Here is a 12718-nt window from a genome sequence, read left to right as displayed (position 1 = left end):
ACCCACCCGAAGGTGACCCTCGTGGCCGACTCGCCCGCTTCCGACGCCAGCGGCGTCCAGCCACCCGGCCCCGACCCGGAGGCCGGCGTGGACACCGACGAGAGCGATCTCAAGCGCGGGATCACCGGTCGGCTGCTGTTCTTCTACGTCCTCGGCGACGTCCTGGGCTCCGGCATCTACGTGCTGATCGGCCTGGTGGCCGGTGCCGTCGGAGGCGCCTTCTGGATCGCGTTCGCCGTCGGCGTCACCGTCGCGACGATCACCGGACTCGCCTACGCCGAGCTGGTGACGAAGTACCCCCAGGCCGCCGGGGCCGCGCTCTACATCAACAAGGCCTTCGGCAACCGGCCGCTGACCTTCCTGATCACCGTCTGCATGCTGTCCGCGAGCTTCGCGGCCGCCGGGTCGCTGGCGACCGGCTTCGCGTCGTACTTCGAGGAGATCTGGGCGCTGCCGCCGGCGCTGCTGGTCACCCTGGCCTTCGTGGTCGTGCTGGCGGTGGTGAACTTCATCGGCATCACCGAGTCCGTGGTCGCCAACATGGTGATGACGTTCGTGGAGATCGCCGGGCTGGTGATCATCCTGGTGATCGGCATCGTCTACGTCGCCCAGGGCAAGGCCGACTTCGCGGTGCTCACCGACTTCACCACCCGCAGCGACGTGAGCCCGGTGTGGGCGGTGATCGCCGGCGTGGCCCTGGCGTTCTTCGCGATGACCGGGTTCGAGAACGCCGCCAACGTGGCCGAGGAGACCGTGGACCCGAGCCGGACCTTCCCCCGCGCCCTGGTCGGCGGCATGGTCGCCGCGGGCGTCATCTACGTGCTGGTGGCCGCCACCGCCGCGCTGACCGTGCCGGTCGGGACGCTGCAGGACAGCGACGCGGCCCTGCTCGAGGTCGTCAAGACGGGCATCCTGCCGGTGCCGGTGGGCGTGATGACGATCCTGTTCGCGGTGATCGCGATGGTGGCGATCACGAACACCACGCTGGTCGCGGTGGTCACCGAGTCGCGGATCCTCTACGGCATGGCCCGCGAGGACGTGGTGCCCGGGATCTTCGGGCGCATCCACCAGAGCCGTCGCAGCCCCTGGTTCGCGCTGATCTTCGCGGCGGTCGTGGTGTGCGGTCTGCTGCTCACCGGATGGGCGCTGAACCGGGCCGGCGTCGGGGTCGACGTGGTGGAGCGGCTTGCGCTGGTCACGGTCGTGTTCACGCTGTTCATCTACCTGCTGGTGATCGTCGCCGCTCTCAAGCTGCGCGGCACCGGCGAGCGCGAGGACACCTTTCGGGCCTGGACCCCCCTGCTCTACCTCGGCATCCTCGGCAACGCGGTGCTGCTGGTCTACGTCGTCATCGACGACCCCGCCTCCCTGTTCTGGTGCGCCGGCCTGCTGGCACTCGGGGGAGTCCTGTTCGTGGCTCAGCAGCTCGCCTCGAGGCGCGCCGGAGCAACGCCGCCCACCACCACCTCAGGAGCCTGACATGCACGTGCTCATCGCCACCGACGGCTCCAAGCAGTCCCTGGCTGCGGCCCGCCACTTCAAGTCCTTCGCGGACCCCACGAAGGTCACCGACGTGTCGCTGGTCGCGGTGATCCGGCCGCTGGCGGCGGTCTCCTTCGCCGACGAGCTCTCGCCGCCGGCGCGGGGGGACGCCGAGCACCAGGTGGTCAGCTTCCGCGAGGCCGCGCAGGGGGCGCTCAACGTGATCGCCGAGGAGTTCAAGGGCTGGGGCCCCAAGGTGCACAAGCGGATCCGCAGCGGCTCTCCGGCCAACGAGATCATCAAGGCTGCGGGCCAGCTCGACGTCGGCCTGGTGGTGGTCGCCTCGGGAGGTCGCGGCGTCAGCGACACCGTGCTGGTCGGCAGCACCGCCCAGAAGGTGCAGCACTACGCTCCGTGCCCGGTGCTGGTCGTGCGACCCGCGCCACGTAACCGACGCCGGTCGTCTCGGCGCAGCTCCTGAGCGCTACGCTCCGGCCCCATGGAAAACCTGCGCCTGATCCTGCTCTTCGTACACATCCTCGGCTTCGCCGCCCTCTTCGGGGGCCTCTTCGTGCAGCTGCGATCCTCCGAGAAGGTGGTCAACGGCGCGATGCGCGACGGCGCCGGCACGGCATTCCTGGCCGGGCTGCTGCTGGTGGGCGTCCTCGAGGGCGGGGATGGTGACGTCAACCACGCCAAGATCGGGGTCAAGTTCGCTCTCGCGCTGGTCATTCTAGTCTTGGTGATGGCGAACCTGAGGAAGCCGCGCATCCCCAACGGTCTCTACCTGGGACTGCTGGGGCTGACCACGGTGACGATCGCCGTAGCCGTCTTCTGGTCGCCCGCGCACGTGTGAGCAGCCCGGCCGGCCCGCACGGGTCGGCCCGCGCGTCCACCGCTGCGCTCGGCGGCCAGCAGACTCCGGGTCGCGCACCCCCGAGCGCGACCCTTCCCTGTTGGAAGGTGGATCCATGCCCGAACTGTTCATCGACGGAGCCTGGCGCGATGCCGCCGACGGCTCCACCCGAGAGATCCGCTGTCCGGCGGACGGCAGCCTGGTGGCGACCGTCTCCGAGGGCGACGCCGCGGACGCGGTGGCGGCGGTCCTGTCCGCACGCAGCGCGTTCGACAACGGCCCCTGGCCGCGGACGCCGTCCCCCGAGCGCGCCGCGCTGCTGAACCGGCTGGCCGACCGGCTGGAGAACGACAAGGAGGAGGTCGCCCGGCTGGAGTCGCTCGACACCGGCAAGCGACTGGTCGAGTCCCGCCTCGACGTCGACGACATCGCGTCCGTCTTCCGCCACTACGCCACGCTCGCGCAGGCCGACGGCGGTCGCGTGGTCGACACCGGCCAGCCCGACGTGGTCAGCCGCGTGGTCCACGAGCCGGTCGGCGTCTGCTCGCTGATCACGCCCTGGAACTACCCGTTGCTGCAGACCTCGTGGAAGGTCGCCCCGGCCCTGGCCGCCGGCAACACGTTCGTGCTCAAGCCCAGCGAGCTCACCCCGCACACGGCGATCTGGCTGATGCGTGCCCTGCAGGAGGTGGGCCTACCCGAAGGCGTCGCCAACCTCGTGCTCGGCGCCGGCGACCGGGTCGGCCCGACGCTGACCACGGCCCCCGAGGTGGACCTGGTCTCCTTCACCGGGGGCCTGGTGACGGGTCGCTCGATCATGGCCTCCGCGGCCGCCACGGTGAAGAAGGTGGCTCTCGAGCTGGGTGGCAAGAACCCCAACATCGTCTTCGCCGACGCCGACCTCGAAGCAGCCCTCGACATGGCTCTCACGGCCGTGTTCCTCGACTCCGGCCAGGTCTGCTCCGCAGGCGCCAGGCTGATCGTGGAGGAGTCGATCCACGACGAGTTCGTCGATGAGCTGGTCCGCCGGGCCGAGCAGATCCGCCTCGGTGGCCCCTTCGACGAGGCGGCCGAGACCGGCCCCCTGATCAGCGCCGCCCACCGTGACAAGGTCGAGGCGTACGTCGCGGCCGGGCTCGCGGAGGGTGCCGTGCTGCGCACCGGTGGCGGGCGACCCCAGGGCGCGGCGTACGACGCGGGGTTCTACTACCTGCCCACGATCCTGGACGGCTGCTCGGCCGACATGTCCTGCGTGCAGGACGAGTCGTTCGGGCCGGTGATGACCGTCGAGACCTTCAGCGCCCCGGACGGGGCCGGGCTGGAGGAGGCCGCGGTCTCCCTCGCCAACGACACCATCTACGGCCTGGCCGGTGCCGTGTGGACCCGCGACGCCGGACGCGCCGAGCGGGTCGCGGCGCGGCTGCGCCACGGCACGATCTGGATCAACGACTACCACCCCTACGTCGCCCAGGCGGAGTGGGGCGGCTACAAGCAGAGCGGCGTGGGTCGCGAGCTGGGCCTGGCCGGGCTCGAGGAGTACCGCGAGACCAAGCACATCTGGCACAACACCCGGCCCGGTCCCCAGGGATGGTTCGGAGCTCCGCCGGTGGACTCCGCCGCCACGACGGAAGGAGGACACCAGTGAGGACCGAGCGCTACGACTACGTGATCGTCGGGGGTGGCTCGGCCGGGTCGGTGATCGCGAACCGGCTCAGCGCCGATCCCGCCAACCGCGTCCTGGTGCTGGAGGCCGGGCACAGCGACTTCAAGCTCGACCCGTTCATCCACATGCCCGCCGCGCTGCCGTTCCCGATCGGCAGCCCGCTCTACGACTGGCGCTACGAGTCGGAGCCCGAGCCGTACATGGGCGGTCGCCGGGTGGCGCACGCGCGCGGCAAGGTGCTGGGCGGCTCCTCGAGCATCAACGGGATGATCTTCCAGCGCGGCAACCCGCTGGACTACGAGCGCTGGGCGGCCGAGCCGGGGCTCGAGGAGTGGGACTACGCCCACTGCCTGCCGTACTTCAAGCGGATGGAGACCCGCCTGCTCGCCGACGGCACGGCCGGTGCTGACGCCTGGCGGGGCGGGTCGGGACCGCTGGTGCTCGAGCAGGGCCCGGCCAACAGCCCGCTCTTCGGCGCGTTCTTCGAGGCCGTGCAGCAGGCCGGTCACCCGCTCACCGACGACGTGAACGGCTACCGCCAGGAGGGCTTCGCGCCGTTCGACCGCAACGTCCACCGGGGCCGTCGCCTCAGCGCGGCGCGCGCCTACCTGCACCCCGTGCGCCAGCGCAAGAACCTCACCGTGCACACGCTCTCGCACGTCACCGGCCTGCGCACGCGTCGTACCGCCGAGGGGGGAAGCCGCGTCGTCGGCGTCGACTACCTGCGCGGCGGCCGGCTGCGCCGCAGCGTGGAGGCCGGCGAGGTGATCCTGTGCGGCGGCGCGATCAACACCCCGCAGCTGCTGCAGCTCTCCGGGATCGGCAACGCCGAGGAGCTGCGCGCGCTGGGCATCGACCCGCTCGTCGACCTCAAGGGCGTGGGGGAGAACCTCCAGGACCACCTGGAGGTGTACATCCAGCACGCCAGCAAGCAGCCGGTCTCGATCGCCCCGTGGCTGCGGCACCGGCACAAGGCGCGCATCGGCGCGGAGTGGATGTTCCTGCGCCGCGGCGTGGGGGCCTCCAACCACTTCGAGGCGGGCGGCTTCATCCGCAGCAACGACCGGGTGGAGTACCCGAACCTGATGTTCCACTTCCTGCCGATCGCGATCCGCTACGACGGCTCGCAGCCGGCGAACGCCCCGGGGACGTTCGGGCACGGCTACCAGGTGCACATCGGGCCGATGTACTCCGACGTGCGCGGGCACGTGAAGATCCGCTCGACCGACCCCTTCGAGCACCCGGCGCTGCAGTTCAACTACCTGTCCACCGAGAACGACCGACGCGAGTGGATCGAGATGATCCGCGCCGCCCGCCACATCCTGGAGCAGCCGGCGTTCGCGGCGTTCAGCGCCGGTGAGATCTCGCCCGGACCGTCGGTGCAGACCGACGAGGAGATCCTCGACTGGGTCGCCGCGGACGCCGAGACCGCCCTGCACCCCTCGTGCACCGCGCGGATGGGCACCGACGAGATGAGCGTGGTCGACCCGTCCTCGATGCGGGTGCACGGGGTGGACGGGCTCCGGGTGGTGGACGCCTCGGTGATGCCCTACGTCACCAACGGCAACATCTACGCTCCGGTGATGATGCTCGCCGAGCGGGCCAGCGACCTGATCCTCGGCAATGAGATGCTGCCGCCGCTCGACGTCCCGTACTACCGCCACGGCGCCCAGATGCCGCTGTGGCCCGAGGGGGACCCCCGCAACCACGCGGCCCCCGGCACCATCAACCAGGGCCAGCCAGGAGGCCGCGCATGAGCGCACCGACGACCAGTCCCCCCAGTCCGCCGAGCACGGCGACCAGCGAGGAGGCGGGACCTCGGCTCAACCGGGTCGTCTTCTGGGGCGCCGCCATCGGCACCCTGGCCGTGGCGCTGTGGTGCATGGTCGACGCCGGCGGCGCCAACGAGCGGATCGGGCAGGTGGCCACCTGGGCCGCCGACGGGTTCGGCTGGTTCTACGTGCTGCTGGCCACGATGGTGCTGGTCTTCGTGGTCTTCGTGGGCAGCTCGCGCTACGGCCGGATCAAGCTCGGCCCCGAGCACTCCGAGCCGGAGTACAGCACGTTCTCGTGGGCGGCGATGCTCTTCGCCGCCGGCATCGGCACCGACCTGATGTTCTTCTCCGTGGCCGAGCCGGTGACGCAGTACCTCGCGCCGCCCAGCACCGAGGCCGAGACGGTCGAGGCGGCCCGCGAGGCGACCGTGTGGACGCTGTTCCACTACGGCATCAGCGGGTGGGGCATGTACGCGCTGATGGGCCTGGCGCTGGCCTACTTCGCCTACCGTCTTGGCCTGCCGCTGGCGATCCGCTCCTCGTTGCGCCCGATCCTGGGCAACCGGGTGGACGGGCGCATCGGGGACGCGGTCGACCTGGCCGCGATCATCGGCACCATCTTCGGGGTGGCGACCTCGCTGGGCATCGGCGTCGTCCAGCTCAACTTCGGGCTGCACGAGCTGTTCGGCGTCAAGCAGGGTCTGGGCGCCCAGTTCGCGCTGATCGTGCTCGCCATCGTGATGGCCACCATCTCGGCGGTCAGCGGCGTGGACAAGGGCATCAAGCGGCTCTCCCAGCTCAACGTGCTGCTCGCGATCGGGCTCGCGCTGTGGGTCCTGGTCACCGGCAAGACGCTCTACCTGCTCAACGCGGCCGTGCTCAACGTCGGCGACTTCATCCGGCTCTTCCCGGAGATGACGCTGCAGACCTTCGCGCACGAGGACACCGGGACGTGGATGAGCGGCTGGACGCTGTTCTTCTGGGCGTGGTGGATCGCCTGGGCCTCGTTCGTCGGGCTGTTCCTGGCCCGCATCTCGCGTGGGCGCACGATCCGCCAGTTCGTCGCCGGGACGCTGATCATCCCGTTCACCTACATCCTGATGTGGGTCTCGATCTTCGGTAACTCCGCGATCGACCTGGTCCGCAGCGGCAACCAGACCTTCGGCGAGGCCGCCTCGCTGCGCCCGGAGGAGGGCTTCTACACGCTGCTGGCCCAGTACCCGGGGTTCACGTTCATCGCCTCCGTGGCGACGTTCGTCGGGCTGCTGTTCTACGTCACCTCCGCGGACTCCGGTGCCCTGGTGATGGCGAACCTGTCCTCGCGGCTGAGCCACCCCACCCAGGACGCGGCCAAGATGCCGCGGATCTTCTGGGCGGTGGCCACCGGTCTGCTGACGATGGGGATCCTCAGCGTCGGCGGCATCACCGCGCTGCAGAACGCCACGATCATCATGGGGCTGCCGTTCGCCTTCGTGATGGTGCTGGTGATGGCCGGGCTGCACAAGGCGCTACGCGTCGAGGCCCACCTGCAGGACAGCCGAGCCGGCGCGCTGCCGGGCGTGCTGTCGGGTCGTAGCGGCGCGCCACGCGGCGTACCGCACGCGACGTGGCAGTCGCGGGTCCGGCGGATGATGACGTTCCCCTCGCGCACCCGGTCCCTGGAGTTCCTGGACACCGTGGTGCTGTCCGCCCTCACCGAGGTCGCCCGCGAGCTCTCCGGGCAGGGAGCCACGACCGAGGTCGTCGAGACCGCCGACGAGGAGGGGATGCGGGCCGTCGAGCTCACCGCCGGTCTGGGCGAGGAGGAGCGCGCCTTCTGCTACCGGGTGCAGCACCGCGAGGTGCCGATGCCCGGGTACGGCGGCCTGGCCTCGACGAAGACCGACGTCTACTCCCGCCTCGAGGTGCACCTCAGCCAAGGCGGCCAGGGGTACGACGTGATGGGCTACACCCGCGACCAGCTGATCGACGACGTGCTCGACCAGTACGAGCGGCACCTGGAGTTCCTGCGCCTGGCGGAGGGCACCGGCGTCTGAGTGGGCTGCGAGGCCGGGGGTGGCGCGACGTAGGCTTGTCGGCGAGATGAGCACCCCTTTCGCTATCCCCGGCCTCGAGCACCTCCAGCCCTCCTCAGCGACCTCCCCGGCGGGAGCCGGCTCGAGCGGACCCGCCCGGCGCGGACCCTCGCGCGAGGAGCTGCTGGAGGGTCTCAACGAGCCGCAGCGCGCCGCGGTGGTGCACGCCGGGGCGCCGCTGCTGGTGGTGGCCGGGGCGGGCTCGGGCAAGACCCGGGTGCTGACGCGGCGGATCGCCTGGCTGATCTCCGAGCGCCACGCGCACCCCGGCTCGATCCTGGCGATCACCTTCACCAACAAGGCGGCCGCCGAGATGAAGGAGCGGGTCGAGGAGCTGGTCGGGCGCCGGGCCCGGATCATGTGGGTCTCGACCTTCCACTCCGCCTGCGTGCGCATCCTGCGCAAGGAGATCGACCGCTTCGGCTACAAGTCGAGCTTCTCGATCTACGACGCCGCGGACTCCAAGCGGCTGATGACGCTGGTCTGCAAGGACCTCGATCTCGATGTGAAGGCCTACCAGCCGCGCTCGATCCTCAACTGGGTCTCCAACGCCAAGAACGAGCTCAAGGACCCCGACGACGCGGCCAAGGACGCCGCCAACTCCACCGAGGAGGTCTACGCCAAGGCCTACGCGGTGTACCAGCGCCGCCTGAGTGAGGCCAACGCGCTCGACTTCGACGACCTGATCATGATGACCGTGCGGCTCTTCCAGCTGCACCCCGACGTCCGCGAGGTCTACCGCCGGCGCTTCCGGCACGTGCTGGTCGACGAGTACCAGGACACCAACCACGCGCAGTACGCGCTCATCCACCAGCTGTGCGCCGAGGACCCGGAGGGCGACGCGCACGCGGTCGAGGCGGGCGCCGGCCTCCCGGCGGAGTCCGCCGAGCAGCGCGTCGCGCCCAGCGAGCTGATGGTGGTCGGCGACGCCGACCAGTCGATCTACGCCTTCCGCGGCGCCAACATCCGCAACATCCTCGACTTCGAGCAGGACTTCCCCAACGCCACCTCGATCCTGCTCGAGCAGAACTACCGCTCCACCCAGACCATCCTCAACGCCGCCAACCAGGTGATCGGGCACAACCAGGGCCGCAAGGCCAAGCGGCTGTGGTCGGACGCCGGGGAGGGCGAGCGCATCGTCGGCTACGTCGCCGACGACGAGCACGACGAGGCCCGCTTCGTCTCCGAGGAGATCGACAAGCTGACCGACGAGGCCCAGGTGCGCCCCGGGGACGTCGCGGTGTTCTATCGCACCAACGCCCAGAGCCGGGTCTTCGAGGAGGTCTTCATCCGCACCGGCCAGCCGTACAAGGTCGTCGGCGGGGTGCGCTTCTACGAGCGCAAGGAGGTGCGCGACGCGCTGGCCTACCTGCGGATGCTGGTCAACCCGGCCGACGAGATCTCCCTGCGCCGGGTGCTGAACACCCCCAAGCGCGGCATCGGCGATCGCGCCGAGGCCTGCGTCCAGGTGCTCGCCGAGCAGGAGGGTACGACGTACTGGGAGGCGCTGCGCCGCGCCGACCGGGCGCCGGGCATCGCCACCCGCTCGCTGAACGCGATCCGCGGCTTCGTCGCCATGGTCGAGGAGCTGCAGTCGATGGTGGAGGCGGGCGAGCGCGCCGACGTCGTGCTGGAGTCGGTGCTCGAGCGCTCCGGCTACCTCGCCGAGCTCGAGGCCTCCGACGACCCGCAGGACGACACCCGGGTGGAGAACCTCGCCGAGCTCGTCGCCGTCGCCCGGGAGTTCTCCGACGACCCGGTCGCCGGACCCTCCGCCGACCCCGCCGAGGTGGAGGAGGGGACCGTCGCGGTGACCCTGCGCGACTTCCTCGAGCGGGTCGCGCTGGTCGCCGACAGCGACCAGATCCCCGACGCCGACGGGGAGGACTCCGGGGTGGTCACGCTGATGACCCTGCACACCGCGAAGGGGCTGGAGTTCCCCGTCGTGTTCCTGACCGGCCTCGAGGACGGCGTCTTCCCGCACATGCGCTCGCTGGGCGACCGCACCGAGCTCGAGGAGGAGCGCCGCCTCGCCTACGTCGGGGTCACCCGGGCCCGTGAGCGGCTGTACCTGACCCGCGCCGTGGTCCGCTCCGCGTGGGGGGCGCCGTCGCACAACCCGGCCTCCCGGTTCCTCGACGAGATGCCGGTGGACCTCGTCGACTGGCGCCGGCTGGAGGCCGCACAGACCAGCTGGACCCGCTCCGACGTGGGCAGCTCCTCGCCGGCCTCGATCGGCCTCGGCACCCCGACGGCCGCCGGGCGGCGCAACTTCTCCTCCGCGGCCGTCCGTGCGGATGCCGCGGCCCGCGCCAAGAAGGCCCGACCGATCCCCAGCCTGGACGCGGGCGACCGGGTCGTGCACGACACCTTCGGGATGGGCACGGTGGTGTCGGTGGAGGGCGTGGCCGACAAGGCGGTGGCCTCGGTCGACTTCGGCTCCGAGGGCGTCAAGCGGCTGCTGCTGCGCTACGCGCCTGTCGAGAAGCTCTGAGGCGGCTGCGCCCGGCGCGAGCCGCCGAGGCGCGACTGAGCGGGGGAGAGGCTCTGAGGGACGGCTGAGCGGTCGGGGCTCAGGGTCAGGGAACGATGCCGTGCGCCTGGAGGGCCGCGTACGGGTCCACCGGGTCGCCGGCGCCGGGGCGGATCTCGAGGTGGAGGTGGGGGCCGGTGCTGTTGCCGGTGCTGCCGACGGAGCCGATCACCTCGCCGGCACGGACGGTGTCGCCGACCGAGACGGTGTACGACGTCTGGTGGCAGAACCAGATCTCGGTGCCGTCCTCGAGGGTGAGCACGGTCTTGTTGCCGTAGGCGCCGTCGTAGCCGACCTCGGTGATCACACCGTTGGCCACCGCCTTGATCGGGGTGCCGCTGGGAGCCGCGAAGTCCAGACCGGTGTGGTAGCCGGAGGAGTAGTACGAGCGTGCGGCGCCGAAGCGGTTGGTGAGGCGGTAGCCCTCGACCGGCATCACCCACTGGTTGAGCGCGATCTTGGCGGCCTGCTTCTCGGCCTGCTTGGCGAACTGCGCCAGGGCCGCGTTGCGCTGCTGGGCCTGGGCCTCGGCCATCTTGAGCAGCTCCTCGTCGGCGACGTCCTCGAGGGCGTCGCGACGCGAGTCGCGGCTGACGGCGGCCTGGCGGGCCTCCAGCAGGTTCGCGGTGCCGACCTGGCTCGACCCGCTCAGGGCGCTCGCGGCGCTGATCCTGCCGGTCTCGCTGCTCGCGTCCTGCAGGTTCCCGTCTGCTGCGGTGACCGCGCCGGCGGCCGAGACGGCCATCGCGGCGACGCCGACCAGGACCGGCATCGAGGGAAGGCCGCGGAACACGGGGCGGCGCGCCGAGGGCTGCTTGACGGCCCGACGCTTACCTGCCGTAGAAGTGGGTACAACAGCAGAGGAGAGGCTCTGAGGGGTCACCGAGGGACTGCGGCGCGTGGCGCTGCGTTCTGCGCGGTGATTGCCCATGGTTGTACGACCTCGACGTGGGGGATCTGTGACGGCTTCGAACTGTAACGGATCGTTATCGACGGCTCTAATCGAAGTTCCTGAAACTGTGGATTCAGTCCAGACCGGAGGCCGTTTCTCCGCCTGATCCCGCGAGGTTCCCGGACATTGCTGTGGGGGAACTCACGATCTCCGCTAGCCTGCCCCCATGATTCGCATCGTCGTCGGCAAGCCCGGTCTGGACGGTCACGACCGCGGGGCCAAGATCGTCGCTCGGGCGCTGCGCGACGCCGGCCACGAGGTCATCTACACCGGCCTGCACCAGACCCCTGAGCAGATCGTGGAGACGGCCCTGCAGGAGGACGCCGACCTGATCGGGCTCTCCGTGCTCTCCGGGGCGCACATGACCCTGTTCAAGCGACTGCTCGAGCTGCTGGCCGAGCGCGACGCCAGCGACATCGTGGTCTTCGGTGGCGGGATCATCCCCGAGGAGGACATCCCGGTGCTGCAGGACCTCGGCGTGGCCAAGGTCTTCACCCCCGGAGCGTCGACCACCGAGATCACCCACTGGGTCGCCGAGCAGTTCGCTGACGCCTAGGACGTCCCCCGTCGGGTACCGCGCACCGGGTGTCGCTGCGGAGGCGACCCGGCAGCGCGAGTGTGGGCTGCGTCACGAAGGGTGCACGGGCCTGGGACGGCGTGGGCAAGAGCGTCGTGTCAGGTCTAGGGTGCGGGAGGAATCCCCTGACTGTCGATGTGAAAAAAGGACTGGGTGGATCGTGGACTTGATGGAGTACCAGGCGAAGGAGCTCTTCGCCAAGCATGACGTGCCGGGGGCTCCCGGCATCGTCGCCAACACGCCCGAAGAGGCCCGCGCCGCCGCCGAGAAGCTCGGTGTCTGCGTGGTCAAGGCCCAGGTCAAGGCCGGTGGCCGAGGGAAGGCCGGCGGCGTCAAGCTGGCCAAGACGCCCGACGAGGCGTTCGAGCACGCAACCAACATCATCGGCATGGAGATCAAGGGGCTGCGGGTCAACCGCGTCCTGATCGCGCCGGCCGCGAGCATCGAGGAGGAGTACTACTTCTCCTTCCTGCTCGACCGTGCGAACCGCCAGTACCTCTGCATCGCCAGCGTCGAGGGTGGTGTCGAGATCGAGGAGGTCGCGAAGACCAACCCCGACGCCGTCAAGCAGATCGCCATCGACCCGGGCACCGGTGTCGACGAGGCGAAGGCGCGCGCCATCGTCGCGGAGGCAGGCTTCCCCGAGGTCCTCGCAGAGCAGGCCGTGCAGACGGTCCTGAACCTGTGGAAGGTCTTCGTCGAGGAGGACGCCACGCTGGTCGAGGTCAACCCGCTGGCGCGGCTGGCCGGCGACAAGCTCGAGGCGCTCGACGGCAAGGTCTCGCTCGACGAGAACGCCGAGTTC

Annotated in this window: 10 protein-coding genes; 9 read left to right on the top strand and 1 reads right to left on the bottom strand. The window is 70.4% G+C overall.

Features of this window, described 5'->3' with window-relative positions; genetic code table 11:
• Positions 1–21: 21 nt before the first annotated feature.
• The 7 genes from AC6EH9_RS17175 (at position 22) to pcrA (ending at position 10345) form a co-directional block, all read left to right on the top strand.
• Positions 22–1479, top strand: a complete 1458-nt coding sequence (locus AC6EH9_RS17175) for an APC family permease (protein WP_498424826.1) — start codon at positions 22–24, stop codon at positions 1477–1479.
• 1 nt (position 1480) lies between these two features.
• Positions 1481–1963: a universal stress protein gene (locus AC6EH9_RS17170; RefSeq protein ID WP_498424825.1), complete on the top strand. Its 483-nt coding sequence runs from the start codon at positions 1481–1483 to the stop codon at positions 1961–1963.
• 18 nt (positions 1964–1981) lie between these two features.
• Positions 1982–2338: a hypothetical protein gene (locus tag AC6EH9_RS17165; protein WP_498424824.1), complete on the top strand. Its 357-nt coding sequence runs from the start codon at positions 1982–1984 to the stop codon at positions 2336–2338.
• 115 nt (positions 2339–2453) lie between these two features.
• Positions 2454–3983, top strand: a complete 1530-nt coding sequence (locus AC6EH9_RS17160) for an aldehyde dehydrogenase family protein (protein WP_498424822.1) — start codon at positions 2454–2456, stop codon at positions 3981–3983.
• Positions 3980–5758, top strand: a complete 1779-nt coding sequence (gene betA, locus AC6EH9_RS17155) for a choline dehydrogenase (protein WP_498424821.1) — start codon at positions 3980–3982, stop codon at positions 5756–5758. The genes AC6EH9_RS17160 and betA overlap by 4 nt, the downstream gene beginning before the upstream one ends.
• Complete coding sequence (betT, locus tag AC6EH9_RS17150) at positions 5755–7812, top strand: choline BCCT transporter BetT (protein ID WP_498424819.1); 2058 nt, start codon at positions 5755–5757, stop codon at positions 7810–7812. The genes betA and betT overlap by 4 nt, the downstream gene beginning before the upstream one ends.
• A gap of 46 nt (positions 7813–7858) precedes the next feature.
• Complete coding sequence (gene pcrA / locus AC6EH9_RS17145; protein ID WP_498424817.1) at positions 7859–10345, top strand: DNA helicase PcrA; 2487 nt, start codon at positions 7859–7861, stop codon at positions 10343–10345.
• A gap of 85 nt (positions 10346–10430) precedes the next feature.
• Here pcrA and AC6EH9_RS17140 read toward each other — a convergent pair whose 3' ends face one another.
• Positions 10431–11156: a M23 family metallopeptidase gene (locus AC6EH9_RS17140; RefSeq protein ID WP_498424815.1), complete on the bottom strand. Its 726-nt coding sequence runs from the start codon at positions 11154–11156 to the stop codon at positions 10431–10433.
• Positions 11157–11502: 346 nt separating this feature from the next.
• Here AC6EH9_RS17140 and AC6EH9_RS17135 point away from each other — a divergent pair, with 346 nt between their 5' ends.
• Both AC6EH9_RS17135 and AC6EH9_RS17130 read left to right on the top strand, forming a co-directional pair.
• Complete coding sequence (locus AC6EH9_RS17135; RefSeq protein ID WP_498424813.1) at positions 11503–11892, top strand: cobalamin B12-binding domain-containing protein; 390 nt, start codon at positions 11503–11505, stop codon at positions 11890–11892.
• 181 nt (positions 11893–12073) lie between these two features.
• Positions 12074–12718, top strand: a 645-nt coding sequence (locus AC6EH9_RS17130; protein WP_498424811.1) for an ATP-grasp domain-containing protein, incomplete at its 3' end; no start/stop codon positions are given.

The organism is Nocardioides sp. Z21_20 (assembly GCF_059766585.1).
The sequence above is the reverse complement of the archived record's forward strand: the minus strand, read 5'-3'. Positions and strand labels throughout refer to the sequence as shown.

What these genes read in the sequence shown, in the direction of transcription:
- AC6EH9_RS17170 (WP_498424825.1), top strand. Translation starts at nt 1,481, where the DNA reads ATGCACGTGCTCATCGCCACCGACGGCTCCAAGCAGTCCCTGGCTGCG.
- AC6EH9_RS17135 (WP_498424813.1), top strand. Translation starts at nt 11,503, where the DNA reads ATGATTCGCATCGTCGTCGGCAAGCCCGGTCTGGACGGTCACGACCGC.
- AC6EH9_RS17165 (WP_498424824.1), top strand. Translation starts at nt 1,982, where the DNA reads ATGGAAAACCTGCGCCTGATCCTGCTCTTCGTACACATCCTCGGCTTC.
- AC6EH9_RS17160 (WP_498424822.1), top strand. Translation starts at nt 2,454, where the DNA reads ATGCCCGAACTGTTCATCGACGGAGCCTGGCGCGATGCCGCCGACGGC.
- pcrA (WP_498424817.1), top strand. Translation starts at nt 7,859, where the DNA reads ATGAGCACCCCTTTCGCTATCCCCGGCCTCGAGCACCTCCAGCCCTCC.
- betT (WP_498424819.1), top strand. Translation starts at nt 5,755, where the DNA reads ATGAGCGCACCGACGACCAGTCCCCCCAGTCCGCCGAGCACGGCGACC.
- AC6EH9_RS17140 (WP_498424815.1), bottom strand. Translation starts at nt 11,156, where the DNA reads ATGCCGGTCCTGGTCGGCGTCGCCGCGATGGCCGTCTCGGCCGCCGGC.